Source organism: Thermophagus sp. OGC60D27 (assembly GCF_052400625.1).
Classification (GTDB): Bacteria; Bacteroidota; Bacteroidia; order Bacteroidales; family Marinilabiliaceae; genus Thermophagus.
Map to the genome: position 1 here is coordinate 42484 of NZ_JBQTGH010000013.1, position 21616 is coordinate 64099.

The window sequence follows — 21616 nt, forward strand, 5'->3', positions numbered from 1 at the left end:
GTTTGGTAATTAATTGTTAACACGGTTAATAACACAAACTACAACTCACTAATAATAAAACTTTGCGTCATTGCGTCTTTGCGTTTAGGCTTTTTTACTGACTATTCCACCTTCATAGTTTCCCCAATTGTCTTCCCATCTCAGAAATTGTTAAAATTTAAAAAAACATGTTTTACAGCATGTTTTTTTGATCGCAAAGCTTTGCGCAATCCTTTGCGTTAAACATCAAAAAATCAGGTTTTTGCATTTAATTCAAAAGTTTGGATATTTGAAAATGATTCAATCATTAACATTAATTTTTAAAAATTAAGATACCTATGAAAAAATTCTTTATGCTGATTAACCTGATGTTGATAACCCGTATCAAACAAGAACAAATTCAGTGTTTTAACTAAAATCCAGAATTAAAATGAAAAATAAAATTATTAATCTGTGTAAAGAGAAATGTTTTCTCAGAAGTTTATCATTTCTCATGCTAATATTAGTTAGCAGTAGTGCCTTTTCCCAGAATATGAGAACTATAAGCGGGAAGGTACTTGATGAACAACAAGACCCTGTTCCGGGTGCAACTGTTATGGTGAAAGGAAATTCTGATTATGGTACCATAACAGACTCTGATGGAGAATTCTCTATAAACATCCCGGCGGAAGAGAATGTTCTTGTCATCTCCTTTATCGGGATGAAAACTCAGGAAGTAGATGTTAGCAACACAAGCAGCATTACTATTATATTGGAAAGCGAAATTGTACATTTGGCAGAAACGGTAGTCGTTGGTTACGGGATACAAAAGAAAGAAACATTAACAGGCTCGATTGCTAATATATCGGGTGACGACATAAGAAAGAGCCCTGAAGCAAATGTCACAGCCTCCCTCCAGGGTAAACTTCCGGGATTAACGATTAATCAACGAACAGGCGAACCGGGAAGTGAAGAGCTGGAAATATTGATCCGTGGAAACGGCACTTTTAGAGATAACTCTCCTCTTATTATTGTTGATGGCGTTGAGCGAAGTAATATGAGCAGGTTAAATCCGGACGATATAGAAAGTATCTCTGTACTGAAAGATGCATCAGCCGCTATTTACGGTGCTCGGGCAGCAAATGGAGTGATTATTATAACATCAAAATCGGGAAAAGAAGGAAAACCTGAGTTTAATTTTTCCTACAATTATGCTTTTCAAAGCCCGACACAAATTCCGGAAATGCTGGATGCAGCCACTTTTGCAGAAGCATATAATGAAGGAGACTGGTACAGGCAAGGCAGACCGGATGAATACATTCCTTTTTATTCTGAGAATGCTATTCAAAAATATCGCGATGGTTCCGATCCGGTTTTATATCCCAATACTGACTGGGTTGATGTAACGATGAGATCTTATGCGCCCCAGCAACGTACTAATTTGCAAGTCACAGGGGGAAGTGATAAAGTTACATATTTACTTTCTTTTGAAATAATGGACCAGGAAGGGATTATGAAAAATAATCCCACGCATTATCGCCAATATAACTTACGTTCAAATATTAATGTCAATTTGACTGAAAATTTCAGTTTGGGTGCCAATATTTATGCTATATTAAACGACAGAGAGTATCCCTCAACATATGCAGATAACCCTGATAATGATTATTGGGTTGACTTCTATAATATATTACAAGCAAATCCCACCTTACCTGCACGCTATCCCAATGGATTAATTGCTCCCGGCAGGTTACAGGAAAACCCACTTTTATTAGATCGAAGAGGATATTACAAGGTTGAAGATCGCCCCGTATATTCCACATTTAAAGGGACGTATAAAGTACCTTTTGTGGAAGGATTAAAAATTGATGCCTCATTCAATTATGATCTCAGCCATCAGTTCTCAAAAAGATGGAGTACCCCCTATTATTACCATGAATACAATGTAAACACCGATGAATATGAAAAAAAATGGGCCACTAATGAACCAACAGCAGAACTGACAGATACGTACAATAGATGGACTACCATGCTATATAATTACAAAATTGTATACGACAGAGACTTTGGTAAACATCATGTAGGCGCTATGGTCGGCCAGGAGCAACAAAAGAGTACCTGGAATTATACCCAGGCTTACAGAAAAAATTTTGTAAGTTCCGCCATAGATCAAATAAATGTAGGAAGTTCCGCAGCGGAAGATAAAAATAATGGAGGTTCTGCTTCAAGTGATGCCTATAATAATTATTTCGGGCGATTTAATTACAATTTTGAATCTAAATATCTTTTTGAATTTATCTTTAGATATGATGGTTCCCAAAAATTTCCCGAAGGTAAAAGATATGGTTTTTTCCCAGGTTTTTCAGTGGGATGGCGCCTTTCTGAAGAAGATTTTATGAAAAATAATCTTCCTTTCGTAAACAATCTGAAACTTAGATTATCTCATGGGATAATTGGGAATGATCGTGTTGACTCCTATCAGCATTTACAATCTTTCTCATTTGGAGGTAACTACGTTTTTGGCACGAGTGATGCGGCAGGCATTTATGCTAACACTATGCCCAATCCTAATATCACCTGGGAAGAAAGTAAAAAAACCGATGTGGGATTAGAAGCTACTTTATGGAAAGGTTTGTTTGGAATGGATTTAACCCTTTGGAAGGAAAAAAGATCTAATATTTTAACGCAAAGAAACCTTTCAGTTCCAAAAATATACGGTTTCCCCGCTTTGCCCGATGAAAACATAGGGGAAGTTGATAATCATGGATTTGAGCTTGATTTAAGCCATAGAAATTCTGTTGGAGAACTGAATTATAATATTTCCGGAAACATTGCATTCTCAAGAAGTGAAATTGTTTATATGGATGAAGTTCCCCACGCCGAGCCCTACCAAAATCTTACAGGCCATCCTGTTGGAGCAGGTCTGTACTATAAGGCCGATGGTATTTTTAATACGCAGGAAGAACTGGACGCTTATCCACATGCGTCGGGAACACAGGTCGGAGATATCAAAATAGTGGATTTAAATGACGATGGAGAAATTAATGCAGAAGACCAATACAGATTCGATTATTCTGCAACGCCTGAATATGTATTTGGATTGAATATGGGAATGCAATATAAAAATTTCGATCTAAGTTTATTCTTCCAGGGGCAAACCAATGCTTATAACTACGACGGCACTTTTGCAAAGCTGGGGAACTCATCTTTTGACAATGCTGTTGTTGATAGAGCTAAAGACCGATGGAACACAGAGAATACTGATGGAACAATGCCCAGAGCGGATGATTTTCAACCCGGAAATTCCACTTTCTATTTATTTGACGCCACATTTGTCAGGCTCAAAACCATGGAAATGGGATATTCCCTGCCTGAAAGCATCATTTCCAAACTCCGCTTAACCGATTGCCGGCTTTATATAAGTGGATCGAATTTACTCACCTGGGCAAAAGAAATTAAATGGGCAGATCCGGAAAATACCGGTGATTTCCTTAATTATCCGCCTCTGCGTACCATAAACTTAGGCGTTAATGTGAAATTTTAATTTAAGAAAAAAATGAAAAAGATACTTTTAATCACAGCCGTCATATTATTATCCTGCGTTTCCTGCAGTGATAATATTCTTGACATTTCGCCCAAAGACCGTATCTCGGAAGACGCTGTATGGGGCGATGAGAATCTGATAAAAGCTTATCATAGTAATTTGTATAATTCTATTCTTCATGGATTTAACATACATATGCAATCAAAAGCAACCGATGAAGCATATTGTAGTATTTCGTGGGGTATCGGTATTATTCCCTTAGGCAACTATAATGCTGATAATATCACTAGTGTGGCGACCACCGATTGGACAGGGGGTGGTAATATTTATTACTGGGATGTTGCCTGGGAATATATTAGAAAGATTAATATTTTTATTGAGGAGATGCAAACCGATGAGATTTCATTCGAGGATAAGGCAAGATTAGTAGCTGAAGCAAAATTTTTGAGGGCATACCTCTATTTTGAACTAATTAAAAGATTCGGAGGTGTGCCTATTATAACCGAATCCTATGCTATGGGAGCTGATGAAACGCTCACAAGAAATTCCTTTGATGAATGTGTTGATTTCATCGAACAGAACCTGACCGAAGCCATTCCGGATTTACCGGAAAAATATGCAACAAGTGACGCAAACTTTGGCCGGGCGACCCAGGATGCCTGCCAGGCGCTACGTTCCCGTGTATATTTGTACGCTGCTTCACCTCTTTTCAATCCCTCTGATGACGAAGAAAAGTGGCAAAAAGCCTCAGATGCTGCCTGGACTTTAATAGAGGAAGATAATTATTCATTGTATCCTGATTACGAAACGCTGTTCAATCAGCCCAGCGGAACAGAAAATAGTGAAATCATTTTTGCCAGAAACTTTTCTTCTTCTAATTATCACCAGGCACCTATGCACAACTTAGGTCGCAGATATGGTGCTTACGGAGGATGGTGGGCAAGTAACGGCCCCTCCCAGAATTTGGTGGATGATTATGATATGATAAACGGAGAACCTCCTTTCTTAGAAGATGGAACGATTAATCCTGCATCGGGCTATGATCCCCAGCATCCTTATAGAAACCGTGATCCACGATTCGAAGCAACCATAATACATGATTCATCTGTATATCATGGTGATCTTCATGAAATGTGGATAGCATCAGATGGCGAGTCATGGGGATATGATTCTTATAAAGAAAGTGGAGACAATCCCAGAACAAACTATATATTAAGAAAATTTATGCCTCCCGAAGGCAGAGCCATTAGTTGGCAGGAGCATTATACCATCCCATGGATCATATTCCGATTGGGTGAAATATATCTTAACTACGCCGAAGCTCAGTTTGAGTTGGGCAATGAAGACGTGGCCAGAGAGTATTTGAACAGAGTACGAAGCAGGTCGAGCGTGGATTTGCCAGATATTCCGGCTTCTGTTACTGGTGATGATCTTAGGCAAAGAATATATAACGAACGAAGAATCGAACTGGCATTCGAAGAACACAGGTTATGGGATGTCAGAAGGTGGAAAATTGCCATGGAAGTTGAAAACGAGCCTATTTATGGGATGGATATAATAAAAGATGTAGAAACTGGTGAGAAAACTTACACACCGGTAAAACTTCTTGAAAGAAACTTCGAAGAACACATGGTTTTGCTTCCTATACACTCTGAGGAAATCCGCAGAACAGAAATGGAACAAAATAGTGGATATTGATAATTGATTTAAAAGCTGTCTCAATATATAATATTAGGTTTTAGCCGTGAAATATATGCTTCTCCTAATATATATTGAGACAGCTTTACACATTCATTAGTATATAATCATTCTAAGTCATTGGCAAAATGGAACTCGTCTCTATCACCCGGGACGAGTTTCAATCCAATAATTTTTACCTGAGTTCAAAAATCAAATATCCAAAATTGACATTTTAAACATGTTTTACCATCTATTTTTACTCATTAGAAAAAACTGAAAACATCGACATTCCCCTATACCAATAATATTTTATAATCATGAAACAAATCCTGTCACTTATACTCATCTCCCTGATTCCTGTCTTATTATCAGCACGGAATGCGGAAGTAGTATCGCCAAATACAAAAATCAGAGTTGAACTCCTTAATACGAATGATGATAAAACCGGGGAGTGGTATCTAAAGGTATATTTCGAAAACAACAATCAGACTTCAGAAATAATTCCCAAAATTGAACTGGGGATATCCCGGAGTGATCAGGACTTTCATAAAAATCTGAAACTGCTCAAAATAAGCAGGCCAAAACAAATAGAAGAAGACTATACAACCAAACACGGGAAGCGTTCTCATCGCAATAATTCGGCAAATGAAGTAGTGGTTTCCTTTGAGAACCCGGACAAAACCAGGTTGAACCTCATCATCAGAGCATACAATGATGGTATGGCCTTCAGGTATCAGTTTCCTGAAAACGAAGGTAATTTTGCAATTAAAGATGAACTGACTTCATATATAATACCCGACAGCACCGAACGTTGGTTGCAGAAATTTGACCTGTCCAATGAAAAATTATTTGACCACATGAATAGCTCCGATATTCAGGAGAATTGGGGTTATCCCGCACTTTTCAAATCACCTGATCGTTCATGCTGGTATCTTGTTCATGAGGCAGACCTGGATCGAAACTATTGTGCCACCAAACTCAGCAATCTAAAAGACAAAAAAAGCTACAAAGTCACACTTCCTGCCCCTCACGAGGGTGAAGGTGAAGCCTTACCTAAAATCTCCCTGCCCTGGAAATCCCCCTGGCGGGTCATCATTATGGGAGAACTGTCAGACATTGTAGAATCCACCCTGGTTGAAGACGTATCCACCCCGTCGGTAATTGAAGACACGGACTGGATCAAACCGGGCCTGGTATCCTGGAACTATTGGTCGGACAACCACGGCACCAGGGATTATCAAACGGTAAAGAAATTTACCGATCTTGCAGCACGCATGGACTGGCCTTATACCCTCTTCGACTGGGAATGGGATGCCATGGGCAATGGTGGTGATGTGGAAGATGCAGCAAAATACGCCGTCTCCAAAGGGATAAAACCACTTATTTGGTACAACTCGGGCATGTTCAAGTGGATTACCGCAACGCCCATTGATCGCATGAAAACGCACGAAAACCGGATGGAAGAATTTGCCTGGTTAAAAGGCTTAGGGTTTGCCGGTGTGAAAGTGGACTTTTTCCTGAGCGAAAAGCAATACATGATTAATTACTATCTTGACATTCTGAAAGATGCTGCCAAATTTGAGATGATGGTCAATTTCCACGGCAGCCTTGTTCCCCGCGGATGGGCCCGTACTTACCCTCACCTGATGACGATGGAGGCCGTAAGAGGAGCCGAGTGGTACAACAACAATTCGGAGTTAACCACCACAGCTCCCGAACACAACACAATATTGCCTTTTACCAGAAATGTAGTAGGGTCTATGGATTATACCCCGGTTACTTTCACCAATTCCCAACATCCGCACATCACATCTTACGGACATGAACTTGCCCTGGGTGTTGTTTTTGAATCTGCCTTTCAACACATGGCCGACCGCCCCGATGGTTATGACAATCTGCCTGATGCCGCTAAAGTATTTTTACGTGAACTACCCGCAGCCTGGGATGAAACAAAACTTATCGATGGTTATCCGGGGAAAGATGTTATCATAGCTCGAAGAAAAGGTGCCGGGTGGTATTTAGGAGGCATTAATGCTGAAGCACACCAGAACAAGAATAAAACACTAAATTTTAATTTTTTACCCGAAGGACAAAAATACAAACTCACATTGATTACCGATGGTGAATACGACACTGAATTATCCACAAGTTATCTGGTTGTCGACAAAAATTCTGAAATTGATGTAAAAATGCTACGTCGGGGAGGTTTTGCGGCCAGTTTAAAACCAGTACAGTAATTAGTGCTCGTCTATAAACTCGCAAAAATTTTCACAATATGTATGTATGTTCAGAAAGTGCCAGCGGGAAGGCTTGCGAAACAGCAAAAAACGGAGTTTACTTTTCGTAAATGAGTATTTTGGCGGCAAGCGTAACACAGCAAATGGTACTTTATGGACAGACAATAGTTAACATTAAATCAATCTAAAATGAAACGAGCATGGCAAAGTTTGCCACAATAAGAACATATATAAGTTATTGCATGCGAGTTCCATTCGACTTTAAAAATTAAATTTTATACCAAATGAAAAAACAACTCTTTTTAATAGCAGTTCTGCTTATATCGATCACTGTAAAAGGGCAGGTTTTGCCTTTTCAGAACCCCGATTTGAGCTCTGAAGAACGGGCCAGAGACCTTATCTCCAGACTAACCGTTGAAGAAAAAGCACGTTTGTTGTGTGACCAGTCTGAAGCCATTCCCCGCCTGGACATAAAGAAATTTAACTGGTGGAGCGAGGCCCTGCACGGGTATGCCAACAACGACAGCGTGACAGTTTTCCCCCAACCCATAGGTATGGCAGCTTCATTCAATGATGAGCTGGTTTTTGAAATATTTAATGCTACCTCGGATGAAGCACGTGCCAAATACCATCAGGCTCAGCGAAGGGGAGAAGAAAACCGAAGATTTCTGAGCCTTTCAGTCTGGACACCCAATGTAAATATTTTTCGCGATCCACGCTGGGGCCGTGGCCAGGAGACCTACGGCGAAGACCCGTATCTGATGTCGCGTATGGGAGTTCAGGTGGTCAAGGGCTTACAAGGGCCTGAAGATGCGAAATACCGCAAACTATTGGCCTGTGCCAAACATTACACCGTGCATTCCGGCCCCGAATGGAGCCGGCATGAACTAAACGTCAATGATGTCAGCCCCCGGGAATTTTACGAAACTTACATGCCAGCTTTCAAAGCTTTGGTTCAGAAAGCCGATGTAAGACAGGTAATGTGTGCCTATCATCGCCTGGATGACGAACCTTGTTGCAGTAATACCAGGATTCTGCAACGTATCCTGCGTGATGAATGGGGCTATGAGTATATGGTTGTTGCCGACTGTGGTGCCATCACCGATTTTCATACCACCCACGGGATATCTTCCACACCTGTTCATGCTGCTGCCACCGGACTTCTGGCAGGAACCGACCTGGAATGCATCTGGGACAACTATCATTACAAAATGTTGCCCGAAGCGTTGGAAAAAGATTTGATCACGGAAGAAGACATCGACAGAAGTTTAATGCGTGTTTTAAAAGGACGCTTCGACCTTGGAGAGATGGATGACAATTCCCTTGTTCCCTGGGCTCAAATACCCGCCTCTGTCCTTAATAACGAAAAACACAGACAACTGGCCTACAAAATGGCCCAACAATCAATGACTTTGTTGCAAAATAGAAACAATGTTCTGCCCCTGGATAAATCATCCACAGAAAAAATTGCGGTTATCGGCCCCAATGCTGATGATGAAGAGATGCTGTGGGGCAATTACAACGGAACGCCCATAAGAACCATTACCATCCTGGATGGTATCAAAACCAAAGTACACTCTGACAATATTTTATACGACAAAGCAGTTGACCTGGTAGATGATAAAGTGACGGTCAGCTACTTCTCAAAAGGAAAGATTGACCAAAAACAGGGCTTTAAAGCCACTTATTGGAATCATCCGAATTTTGAAGGAGAACCTGTTGTCGAACAACAACTTGTAAATCCCATAAAACTGACTGCCGCCGGACAGCATGAGTTTGCACCGGGCGTAAAACTGGAAGATTTTTCTGCCATATATGAAACAGACTTCACCCCCACAGTATCAGAAGAAATAGTATTTAAGGGCGGAGCCACCGGCTTTTTCGAACTGATTGTTAACGGTGACACCCTGGCAAGCTATACCAACTGGAGAACAATACCCGCAAGATTCCCTCTTTATGTGGAGGCCGGCAAAACCTATGAAATAGAAATCCGCTATGCCCAGCGTGAAAACTGGGAAGCCAATATCGAACTTGATTTTGGAAGAGAAGAAAATGTGGACTACACTGCTCTCCTGAAAAAACTGAAAGACATTGAAACAGTCGTGTTTGCAGGCGGTCTTTCAGGTTCTCTTGAAGGAGAAGAAATGCCCGTTTCATATCCCGGCTTCAAAGGTGGCGATCGCACAAATATTGAGCTTCCGTCGGTGCAGCGAAACTGCCTCAAAGCTTTGAAAGAGGCAGGTAAAACCGTGATTTTTGTGAACTGTTCCGGCTCGGCAATCGCGTTAGAACCGGAAACCGAATCCTGCGACGCTATTCTTCAGGCCTGGTATGCCGGAGAATCAGGTGGACAAGCTGTTGCTGATGTACTTTTTGGTGATTACAACCCGGCAGGAAAACTTCCGCTTACGTTCTACCGGAACTCTGATAACCTGGGTGACATTGAAGATTACTCCATGGAAGGCAGGACTTACCGTTACACTACCGATCATCTTTTCCCGTTTGGTTTCGGACTCAGTTATACCAGTTTCGAGATTGGTAAAGCCCGACTGAGCAAATCGACAATAAAAGCTGATGAGACCATCAGCATTAATATTCCTGTTAAAAATACCGGAAAACGCGATGGAACTGAAATCGTGCAGGTCTATGTTCGCAAGGTAAACGACATTGACGGACCACTTAAAACCTTAAAGGGATTTGAACGAGTGGAAGTTCCTGCCGGAAAAACCAGGCAGGCTAACATCAGCCTACCTCCCTCAACTTTTGAATTTTATGACTGGAGCCAGAGAAAAATGGCGGTGACTCCCGGCGACTATATACTTTATTACGGTAATAGTTCGGATAATAAGGATTTAAAACAATTAGAAGTAAGCATCCAATAAAATCACATTAACTATGAAACGCGCTTTTGCAGTATTATTCATAATCCTTGCCGTTATTACCCATGGCAGTGCTCAGTCGTATCTGAAAACCGACATAGGAATAAAAACTTCTATTGAAGATACTGATTATGAGATTCAATTTTTCAGTCCCTCAATAGTAAGAGTTTTAAAATCGCCTGAAAAATCGTGCTTTACTAAAGAAAGTCTCTCCGTTATAAAAAAGCCTCAAAAAACAGACATTGATGTCAGGCTTGACGGGAAAGATTTAATCCTGGAAAGCGATGAATTGCTGGTGACACTGAACATGAACAATGGAACTGTTTCATTCGAAACCTCAACGGGTCAACCGCTTTTGAGTGAAAAAGAAGCAAGTGCCGAATTCACAAAATTTAACGATGCCGGTAATGAAACATACAGCGTTTCACAATCATTCGCACTGGAAAAGGATGAAGCCATTTACGGGTTAGGTATCCTTCAAAACGGGAAAATGGTACAGCGCGACCTCGAAATACACATGGTGCAAAATAACACGCAGGACTTTGTTCCGTTTTTCCAGTCGGCCAAGGGATATGGATTGTTCTGGGATAACTATTCACCTACGACATTCAGCGATAACAAGGAACAAACTTCATTTAGTTCGGAAGTTGGCGATGGCATCGACTATTATTTTATGTACGGTAAAAATGCCGATGGCGTGGTTGCCTGTATGCGCGAATTAACCGGGCAGGTGCCCATGTTCCCGTTGTGGACTTATGGTTACTGGCAAAGCAGGGAACGCTACAAAAGTCAGGACGAAACGGTAGGCGTTGTCCGCAAATATCGAGAACTGGGAGTGCCACTCGATGGCATCATCCAGGACTGGCGTTACTGGGGCAATAATTACCTCTGGAATGCCATGGAATTCCTTAATGAAGAATTCTACGACCCGCAAAAGATGGTTAACGATGTGCATAATATGAATGCACACATGATTATTTCAATCTGGAATTCATTTGGACCTCATACCAAACCCTATCGCGAGCTGGACAGCATCAATGCTCTTTTCGACTTTAAAACCTGGCCCGAATCGGGTTCTTTCAAATGGCCACCCAATCCCGATTATCCTTCGGGAGTGCGGGTTTACGATGCATACAACCCGGCGGCACGCGATATTTACTGGAAGTGCCTGAATAAAGGCATTTTCTCATTGGGCATGGACGGATGGTGGATTGACTCCTCCGAACCCGATCATTTCGACCCGAAACCTTCCGATTTTGACAATCAGACCTATCTTGGCTCGTTCCGTAAAGTACGCAATGCCTACCCCTTAATGACAGTGGGCGGTGTTTACAAACATCAGCGCGAGTTGACGTCTGAAAAGCGTGTTTTTATTCTCACCCGTTCGGTATTTGCCGGACAGCAACGCTATGGCGCCAATACCTGGTCGGGTGACGTTGTAGCATCCTGGGATGCCTTACGCAAGCAGATATCAGGAGGTTTAAATTTGTCGCTGTGTGGGGTTCCTCATTACAACAGCGATATAGGCGGGTTCTTCCTTTGGGATTTTCAAAATCCTCTGGAAAATGCCGATTACCGCGAATTGTATGCCCGGTGGGTTCAGTTTGGCGCATTCTGCCCGATGATGCGTTCTCATGGTGCCGATGCACCTCGCGAAATATATCGGTTTGGAAAAAAAGGAGAACCTGTTTTCGATGCCATAGAAAAATACATCAAGCTGCGTTATAGCTTGCTACCATACATATATTCCGCTTCGTGGGATGTGAGCGAGAACCAGTCGAGCATGATGCGTGCCCTGGTAATGGATTTTCCGAACGATAAGAATGCACTTAATATTGATGATCAATACATGTTTGGCAAATCCATCCTGGTTTGCCCGATAACCGAGCGAATGTATAATGAGAATGGACAGGCAGATTTTAGCACGGTCGAAGAACGAGAGCTATACTTGCCAGCCGGCACCAGGTGGATTGACTTTTGGACAGGAGATATGCTGGAAGGCGGACAAACCATCACAAGGGAAACACCACTTGACATCATGCCATTATATGTCAAAGCAGGTTCCATAATTCCTATTGGCCCGGATGTTCAATATGCCGAAGAGAAACCCTGGGACAGCCTTGAAATCAGGATTTACGAAGGGGCTGACGGGGAATTTACCCTTTATGAGGATGAAAACGATAACTATAATTACGAAAAAGGCGAGTATTCAACTATCAGGCTTAGTTGGGATGATTCAAAGAAAACCCTGACCATAAGTAACAGGGAAGGCTCTTTCCCAGGAATGCTTCAGGAACGAAAATTCAATATTGTAAAAGTTATCCCGGGAAATGGTACAAGTGAAGAAACCGTGGAGAAGTTCGACAAAAAGTTAAACTATAACGGTCAAAAAATAGCTGTCAAACTTCAATAGATAGTTAGATTTTTGGGTATAAGATGTAGGACAAAGGCTATGATGCTGAAAATATGAGCTTTAACATCGTTACTCTTTTAAAAACAAACAATTGATCTCAAGACATTTACAGAAGTCTAAAAAGATTATTGAAACCTTAAATTGTGACTGCCCATAAAGCGCCATTTACTGTGTTATGCTCGTGCGAAAATTACTCATTTACGTTGAGTAAACTCCGTATTTTCGGACTTCGCAAGCCTTGTAAATGACACTTTCTGAACAGACACATGATAAGCAGGAAACTTTTCCTACTTTATAGACAGGCACTAAATACATCAAGAAATAGAATACATGAATAAATATAAGTTGATTTTGCTCTTAGTTGCAACATGGGTGTCAATTGGTGGTATTGCGCAACAAAATGAACGCGGTAACACAGTATCAACTCCTGATATCTGGAACTTACCCCCACTCCCAATAAGTGAAGGCCCCTATTCCGCAAGTTGGGAGGGTTTGAGCCGTATTTATTCGGTTCCGCAATGGTGGCGCGAAGCCAAGTTTGGCGCCTGGTCCCACTGGGACCCCCAATCAATGCCCGAACAGGGCGACTGGTATGCAAGAGGCATGTATATCGAAGGCAGTCCGCAATATCAATACCACGTAGAAAACTTTGGGCATCCATCCGAATATGGCTACAAAGATATTTGTCACAATTGGGTGATCGATAAATGGGAGCCTGAGGAGTTAATGGATTTATATATTGAAATGGGAGCCCGTTACTTTATGGCCATGGGTGTTCATCATGATAACTTCGATTGTTATGATTCAAAATATCAACCCTGGAATTCGGTAAATGTGGGTCCCAAAAAAGACATAGTGGGAATTTGGGAGAAAATTGCCCGCAAACATGGCATGAAGTTCGGTATAGGATTTCATAATACTCCTGCGCGAACCTGGGGACAGTTTATGACAGTACGCTACTCAAGTGACAAGAAAGGGCCCAAAGCGGGGGTGCCTTACGATGCACTTCAAACAAGGGCTGATGGCAAAGGAAAATGGTGGGAAGGCATGGATCCGGTTGATCTCTACGGACCGGTTCATGATAAAAAAGACGACCCCTTGCGTTCACCTTTTGCAAACCAGTTTATGTGGCGCATTGACGATGCTATTACCAAATATCATCCCGATGTCATTTATTTCGACGACCATGCCGGCAATTCACAAATCGATTTAGGTGTGCAGATGGGGCTTGGTTTCCTCGCACCACAGTTGATTGCAAACTACTACAATAAATCGTTGGCCTGGAATGATGGAAAAATGGAAGTCGTCGTTAACCTCAAAGGTGTCGGCGGAACTTACAACAGTTTCCAGGACAATACTGAACTGATTCCATTGGTCGATCGGTCACTGGTTAAGAGCACAGAAAAAATAATTGAACCTGAGATCATGGCCTACCCTTTCCAAACTGAAACCAGCATCGCTGAATGGCATTATCAAACAGGTCAGGAATATATGGATGCAGCAACAATAATTGATTTGCTGATGCAAAATGTCTCCCGAAACGGAACCATGTTGCTCAATCTTACCCAACATGACCGTGGTCATCTTGATCCGGAAGTGATTCGCATTGCCAAAGATGTTGGCGCATGGCTGAAAATAAACGGTGAAGCTGTTTACGGATCACGTCCCTTTGAGGTGTATGGAGAGAAAAATATTTGCTACACGCGTAACAATGGACATGTTTATGCTACAGTCTTTAACTGGAACGACAGCACTATTACATTTAAAGAATTACATTCCAATGGAAACACCCTGGGTAATGTCACCAACGTGGAAATGATTGGTTACACTAAAGAAATGGAATTTGTTCAGAATGAAACCGGATTAACCATAACACCGAACCAACCAGCACAATGCCTCCCTGAAATCACTGAAAAATCACTATCTCAAAATATCCGGGTTTTTCGAATCACTCATGATAAAGCTTGGGTAAACGACGATGACCCGGGTATTAGAGCACCCGGATGGTACCGGGTTTGCAACCTGACCACAGGCGACTATAACAATGACCTGACAATTAGTGAAACACCCGGAGATGAGTGGAGAGCTTCATTTACAGGGAGTGGTGTTAAGGTGATAGCACCAAAAGAAGAAGATTCAGGAAAAATCGAAATACAAATTGATGGCAAAACTCAAACAATAGCCGACTTGTCAACGAATGGCAAACGCAAGCCACAACAAGTGGTCTATGAAACATGTGGTCTTGAGCCAAAGCCTCACACAATTAAAATTATTAACCGGGGTTCAGGGAAAGTAGCGATTGATGCTTTGAAAATTGATTGAACGCAGTATTGTTATATAAATTGAAAGAAAAATTATGCACTTGTCCAATTTCCAAAAAGGCAAATACTTTTTCCCCTTAATTAAAGGCTGGATTAAAGGCTGGATATTCTTGCTTATTATAAGTTGTGTTTCAGGATGTAATAAAAGTGAGGCCGGATTGGAAAGAAAACAATTATTTGATTCTGATTGGAAGTTCTGTCTGGGTGATACCGCCATAGCTGCATCAAAAGAATTTAATGATGAGAATTGGCGTAATCTCGATTTACCGCACGACTGGAGCATTGAAGGTGAAATTAATCCTGATAATCCAACAGCGGGGGCTGGAGGATATTTTCCGGCAGGCATCGGATGGTACCGGAAAACATTCAAAGTCCCGGATGAATGGAAAAATAAGCGTGTCTCGATTTATTTTGAAGGTGTTTATATGAACTCCGAGGTTTTTATAAATGGAAAATCCCTTGGCGTATACCCTTACGGATACTCATCATTTAAATATAACCTTACACCTTATCTGGATTTTGACAAAGACAATGTTATCGCTGTGCGGGTAGATAACTCTCAACAGGTAAATTGCCGTTGGTATACGGGTTCAGGAATTTACCGTCACGTTTGGATGCTGGTTACAGAACCTGTTCATATTGCTCATTGGGGGGTTCACATATCCACTCCTGAAGTATCTGCAAAAAAGGCAAAACTACAAGTGAGTACACTGGTAAAAAACAAAACCAACCGGCCCCAAAGTATAGTTTTAAAAACCCTTATCCGGGATAACAATTCAAAAAATGTTTGGGATGGCCAATTAGAAGAAGAACTGGCCCCAAATAGTGAGAAAGAAGTAAATCAAACCATCCAGATATCGAATCCCTTCCTGTGGTCGCCTGAAAGTCCAGACTTATATCAGGCCCAAATACAGATAATAAGGGACAATCAGGTAGTTGACAACACCAAAACCTCATTTGGTATTCGTTCCATAGCATTTTCAAATGATGACGGTTTTCAGTTAAACGGGGAAAAATTAGTATTAAATGGTGGCTGCGTACATCATGACAATGGGATATTGGGTGCTGCAGCCTTTGACCCTGCAGAATATCGAAAAGTTGAACTACTTAAAGCAGCCGGATTTAATGCCGTAAGAACTGCTCATAACCCCCCCTCTGAGGCTTTTTTACAAGCATGTGACGAATTGGGATTATTGGTGATAGATGAAGCTTTTGATGGTTGGAGCGCTAAGAAGACCCCTTATGATTATGGTTTATATTTCGACAAATGGTGGAAAAAAGACCTGAGAGCGATGGTGCTTCGCGACCGTAACCACCCTTCCATCATTATGTGGAGCATCGGCAATGAGATTATTGAACGGAAGGACCCGGAAGCGGTTGAAATTGCACACATGATGGCTCAGGAAATAAAAAAAATAGACACCATACGTCCGATAACTTCAGCGATGACTACCTGGGACAACGAATGGGAAATTTTTGATCCGCTTATGGATGCTCATGATGTATGTGGATATAATTATCAATTACATCGGGCACCCGCCGATCACGAAAGGGTACCTTCAAGAATAATTGTCAATACAGAATCTTACCCGGCCAATGCATTTAATATTTGGAAGTTGGTAAGTAAAAACGACTATATCCTGGGTGATTTTGTGTGGACAGCCATTGATTATTTGGGTGAATCCGGTATCGGAGCCTGGTATTATCCGGGAGAAAATGCAGGCGAACACTGGCAAAGCGACAGGTATCCCTGGCACGGTGCTTATTGTGGAGATATTGACCTAACAGGTTGGAGAAAACCCATATCGCATTATCGAAACTTATTGTACAACGATGATGAAAAACTATACATGGCTGTAAAGGAACCGAATCCTGAAAATGGCAGAATAAAAACAACCGGATGGGCAGTATGGCCAACATGGGAAAGTTGGACCTGGCCCGGATTTGAGGGAAAGGATATTGAAGTTGAAGTCTATTCAAAATATCCAAAAGTCCGGCTTTATCTCAACAACAATCTCATTGGCGAACAAGCTACAACCGTTAAACAGCAGTTTAAAGCCACATTTTCTGTGCCCTATTCACCGGGGAGACTAAAAGCAGTTGGCGTAAGGAATGGTAAAGAAATCGAATCATCGGTTCTGCAAACATCCGGCAATCCCGCAAAAATTAAGCTCACTGCCGATCGAAAGGAACTAGTGCCAAATAGACAGGACCTGTCTTTTGTTACGGTTGAAATAACTGATCAAGATGGTATCATTCAGCCAAATGCTGAAAATCTATTGCGATTTAAAGTTGAAGGACCCGGGACAATTGCAGGGGTAGGCAATGCCAATTTAAAAGACAACGAACAATACGTGGGCAATGCATGTACGGCATGGAAAGGACGCGCACTCTTTGTAATAAGAAGTACAGACAAGGTTGGGGATATCAAAGTTACGGTTGATTCTCCAGGGTTATCTGCATCTGTTTTAAACATTAAAACAAAGGTCGCCAAACAAAAAAATGAAGATCGCTCTTTTTAATAAGCAAAATAAAGAGGTCGGAGAATGGTATTTAAATGTTAGTTATATCGATAATGAAAAAATATATGAGGCTTTCCCCAAATCGATTTAGGTTGGGAGTGTAGTGATCAGGAATTCTCAAAAGAACTTAGATTGTTAAAGGCAGGTAAACAAGTTCTTATAAATGAGGATTATACTGCTTTACACGGTAAAAATACTTCCCAGAAGAGGTTTTGTTGCAAAACTGGAACCTATGGAATAGCTAACCTGCTTTATTCATAAATTATCGTGATGAAAAGTTCAAATAACAAGAAATACAATTAATCGCAGAAAAAAATGATGCAGGAAACGAGCATGGAACTTTGATTACTCAAGTCTGCCACAAAAGTAATTGTATAAATTTTTTGCAAGTTCCATCCGACCTTAAGAAATAAATTTTATACGGATGAAACGAGCATGGCAGGGATTATCACAAAAGGACATGTATAAAACCCATTCATGCGAGTTCCATCAGACCAATAACTTAGATTAATTCTATACTGATGAAACTTGCATGACCATAAAGGTCTCAAAAGAATATGTAAATGTTCCTTAATGCAAGTTCCATTCGACCAATAACTTAAATCAAATATTTACGAATGAAATAGTGAACTATTTTCAAATCATTTTTTTCGAGTACAATTGTATTTCGCAGTTAGTTGGGCTTTGGAATAGATGATTTATGAATAAAGCAGGTTAAATAAAAAGAATAAGATGACTCATAAACTATACTATAATATAAACAAAATCAGGATGACCAAAAGGCTTTTCTTTATTTCAACAATCATTTTAGGATTCTCCATAAATGCATTATTAGCACAACAACACGAATGGGAAAACGAACAGGTAATTGGTATTAACAAAGAACCTGCCCATTCTGATTATATTCCGTATGCCTCCATAGAACAGGCGCTGGCCGATTATGCAAACGAATCGCCGTTTTATCAGTGTTTGAATGGTACCTGGAAGTTTAACTGGGTGAAGTCGCCTGACATGCGTCCCGTTGACTTTTACTTGCCTGACTTTGATGTGAGTTACTGGGACAATATTGAAGTGCCCTCAAATTGGCAACTAAAAGGTTATGGAAAACCCATTTACACCAATATTACATATCCATTTGTGAAAAACCCGCCCTATGTTATGACTCCGGCTTATCCGGGATGGACCAATAATGAATTACCCAATCCCGTGGGATCGTATCGACGAAATTTTGTGATCCCGGAAAATTGGAATGATAAAGAAATTTACCTGCATTTTGCCGGTGTTCAATCGGCTATGTATGTATGGGTAAATGGTAAAAAAGTTGGCTACAGCCAGGGCAGTATGACTCCCGCTGAATTCGACATTACCCCTTATATAGAAAAGGGCAATAATACCCTGGCTGTTGAAGTTTACCGGTGGAGCGATGGCAGCTACCTGGAAGATCAGGATTTTTGGCGTTTGAGTGGTATATTTCGCGATGTCTATTTGTATGCTGTTCCCAAATTTCATATTAGCGACTTCTTTGTAGAGTCTGAGTTAAACGATGATTTTTCTTCGGCTAATCTGAGAACAACCATTTCCTTTGTTAATAAAGGCTACAAAGGAGCCGTTACCATCGAAGGATATCTGTTGAAAGAGGACAAACCCTATAGAGAGGAAAAGCCATTGTTTACTAAACAGATGAAAGCTTCGGCTGTTGGCAAAAAAGCATCTGATCTGATGATTGACACTAAGGTTGACAATCCGGATCTATGGTCAGCAGAAATTCCCAACCTTTACAAAGTAGTCTTTGTAGTAAAAAATGCCTCAGGAGAAAATCTTGAAGTTGTTGCGACGCCCTTTGGTTTCCGTAAAATTGAAATAAAAGACAGCCAATTATGGGTTAACGGAAAAAGCGTGTTACTTAAAGGTGTGAACCGGCACGACCTTGATCCAATAAACGGCAGGTATATTACCTACGAAAGTATGTTGCAGGACATTAAACTGTTCAAACAATTCAATATTAACACTGTTCGCACAAGCCACTATCCCAACCATCCTGATTTTTACAAGTTATGCGACCACTATGGTATTTATGTGGTGAGCGAAGCCAATCTCGAGACACATGGTTTCGGCTATGACGAAGAATCGCTGGGGCATGAAACTAATTGGGAAAAAGCACATGTTGACAGGGTAGTGTCAATGGTTGAAGCATTTAAAAATCATCCTTCCATTCTCTTCTGGTCACTGGGCAACGAAGCAGGTAAAGGCGTTAATTTTGAAGCATGCCGCAAAGCTGCATTAAAATCGGACCCCAATCGCCCGATACATTACCAGGGATACAACGAGGTTGCAGATATTGAATCAATCATGTACCCCAGTGTAGAACACCTTGACGAAATCGGGAAACAGGATGATCCAAAACCTTTTTTTGTATGTGAATATGCTCACGCCATGGGTAATGCAGTGGGCAACCTTCAGGAATACTGGGATGTGATTGAAAAACACAACCGTTTGATAGGTGCCTGTATATGGGACTGGGTTGACCAGGGCTTGCGAAAAGAAGTACCGGGAAAGAGCAACGAATACTTTTTCGCATACGGAGGCGACTATGGCGATCGTCCTACCGACTGGAATTTTTGCATAAATGGCTTAACAACGCCCGATCGTACCATTACACCCAAAATGAAAGAGGTGAAAAAAGTATACCAATACGTTACCGTTACTCCACAGGATATTCTTAATGGCAAAGTAATTATAAAAAATAAATACCAGTTTATCAATCTTGAAAAATATGACCTGTACTGGGAAATAAGTCGCGATGGAAACATCATTGATGGTGGAATTATGACCCCGCTCAACCTCGAACCCGGAAATTCAACCGAAATCACCATTCCCTTTACCAAACCACAATTAAAAGCAGGTAGTGAGTATTTCTTGAAATTGGCTTTTAAATTGCGGATCGATGAAAAATGGGCGCCACGAGGGCATGTAGTTGCCTGGGAACAAATTGCCATGCCTTTTGATGTACCGGCCGTTAAGTCGGTTCATCCTGAAACACTGACTTCGCTTTCTTACAAAGAAGATGGTGACTGGATTAATGTTTCAGGTAAAACATTCAACCTGAAGTTTAATAAAAAGGTAGGAAGCATCACTGATTTAAACTATTTCGGCACACCTGTTTTGCAAACTAATCCTGAAGTAATTTATGGAGTTCGTCCCGAAACAAAAATGGTTTACACTGATACTCAAACTACAGCCCGGGTAGCAGGACCCATGTTAAATATTTTCCGCGCCCCAATTGATAACGATTATATGTTTGGTGGAGGTTATGGCCCTAAATGGCGGGATGGTGCGCTTTATGAAATGCGTCCGGTTGTAAAAAACACCTCAGTTGCAAAACAGAATGATGCCCTGGCAATTACTGTTGAAATTGATTCCAAATCGCCAAAAGGATATGTTGTTCGCCAGCATACTGTCTGGAAAATTTATGGCAACGGGTTTATTGATGTAAGCTCCGATTTTGATCCGGATAAGCTGGACTACCCGTTGGCCAAACTTGGTTTCCTGATGCAAATGCCCAAAGGCTTTGAAAAGGTTACCTATTATGGTGCCGGTCCTCATGAAAACTACCGCGACCGTATGCGTTCAGCTCCAATTGGCCGTTACGAAACAACAGTTGATGACATGTTTGTACCTTACCTTAGACCACAGGATTGTGGAAACCGTTCTGAGGTACGCTGGTTTACCCTTTCTAACCATGATGGAATCGGAATGATGATTGTTGCTGACAGTTTATTAAATTTCAGCGCACTGCACTATACGCCGGTCGATTTAGAGAAAGCCAATCATCCTTATGAATTAACCCCTCGCGATGAAACCATCATTACAGTCGATATGCAACATTGCGGACTGGGTGGAGGAAGTTGCGGGCCCGGTCCAATGGACAAATATTTGCTTAAAACTGAGAAAGCGTCCTTTGGTTTTTCGATCAGACCATATATTGGGAATATGGGTCGTATGGGCAATGTGGCTAAAATGGAACTTAACGATTAAAAGGAAATTAGGATTACAAATAGCTAA

General features: G+C 41.2%; 8 protein-coding genes. All 8 read left to right on the forward strand.

All coding sequences use genetic code 11. From position 1 onward, the window contains the following. Positions 1 to 511 precede the first annotated feature (511 nt). Complete coding sequence (locus ACT29H_RS14520; RefSeq protein WP_444822372.1) at positions 512 to 3502, forward strand: SusC/RagA family TonB-linked outer membrane protein; 2991 nt, start codon at positions 512 to 514, stop codon at positions 3500 to 3502. Positions 3503 to 3514: 12 nt separating this feature from the next. Next, positions 3515 to 5200 carry a RagB/SusD family nutrient uptake outer membrane protein gene (locus ACT29H_RS14525; RefSeq protein ID WP_444822373.1) on the forward strand — a complete coding sequence of 562 codons (1686 nt, stop codon included), beginning with the start codon at positions 3515 to 3517 and terminating at the stop codon, positions 5198 to 5200. 299 nt (positions 5201 to 5499) lie between these two features. Continuing rightward, positions 5500 to 7419, forward strand: a complete 1920-nt coding sequence (locus ACT29H_RS14530) for a glycoside hydrolase family 97 catalytic domain-containing protein (protein ID WP_444822374.1) — start codon at positions 5500 to 5502, stop codon at positions 7417 to 7419. Between the two features lie 284 nt (positions 7420 to 7703). Beyond that, positions 7704 to 10301, forward strand: coding sequence for a xylan 1,4-beta-xylosidase (gene xyl3A, locus ACT29H_RS14535; protein ID WP_444822375.1), 2598 nt, complete (start codon positions 7704 to 7706; stop codon positions 10299 to 10301). Between the two features lie 13 nt (positions 10302 to 10314). Then, the gene (locus ACT29H_RS14540; RefSeq protein WP_444822376.1) at positions 10315 to 12711 is read left to right on the forward strand and encodes a TIM-barrel domain-containing protein; all 2397 of its coding nucleotides are present in this window, start codon (positions 10315 to 10317) and stop codon (positions 12709 to 12711) included. Between the two features lie 330 nt (positions 12712 to 13041). Continuing rightward, positions 13042 to 15033, forward strand: a complete 1992-nt coding sequence (locus tag ACT29H_RS14545; RefSeq protein WP_444822377.1) for an alpha-L-fucosidase — start codon at positions 13042 to 13044, stop codon at positions 15031 to 15033. Between the two features lie 157 nt (positions 15034 to 15190). Continuing rightward, a complete protein-coding gene (locus tag ACT29H_RS14550) occupies positions 15191 to 17554 on the forward strand; it encodes a sugar-binding domain-containing protein (RefSeq protein ID WP_444822378.1) in 2364 nt (787 codons plus the stop codon). 732 nt (positions 17555 to 18286) lie between these two features. Then, entirely contained in the window at positions 18287 to 21589 is a 3303-nt protein-coding gene (locus ACT29H_RS14555; RefSeq protein ID WP_444822379.1) for a glycoside hydrolase family 2 TIM barrel-domain containing protein, read from the forward strand. Positions 21590 to 21616 lie beyond the last annotated feature (27 nt).

Coding starts and splice junctions, on each gene's coding strand:
- ACT29H_RS14520 (WP_444822372.1), top strand. CDS start 512: ATGAGAACTATAAGCGGGAAGGTACTTGATGAACAACAAGACCCTGTT.
- ACT29H_RS14525 (WP_444822373.1), top strand. CDS start 3,515: ATGAAAAAGATACTTTTAATCACAGCCGTCATATTATTATCCTGCGTT.
- ACT29H_RS14530 (WP_444822374.1), top strand. CDS start 5,500: ATGAAACAAATCCTGTCACTTATACTCATCTCCCTGATTCCTGTCTTA.
- xyl3A (WP_444822375.1), top strand. CDS start 7,704: ATGAAAAAACAACTCTTTTTAATAGCAGTTCTGCTTATATCGATCACT.
- ACT29H_RS14540 (WP_444822376.1), top strand. CDS start 10,315: ATGAAACGCGCTTTTGCAGTATTATTCATAATCCTTGCCGTTATTACC.
- ACT29H_RS14545 (WP_444822377.1), top strand. CDS start 13,042: ATGAATAAATATAAGTTGATTTTGCTCTTAGTTGCAACATGGGTGTCA.
- ACT29H_RS14555 (WP_444822379.1), top strand. CDS start 18,287: ATGACTCATAAACTATACTATAATATAAACAAAATCAGGATGACCAAA.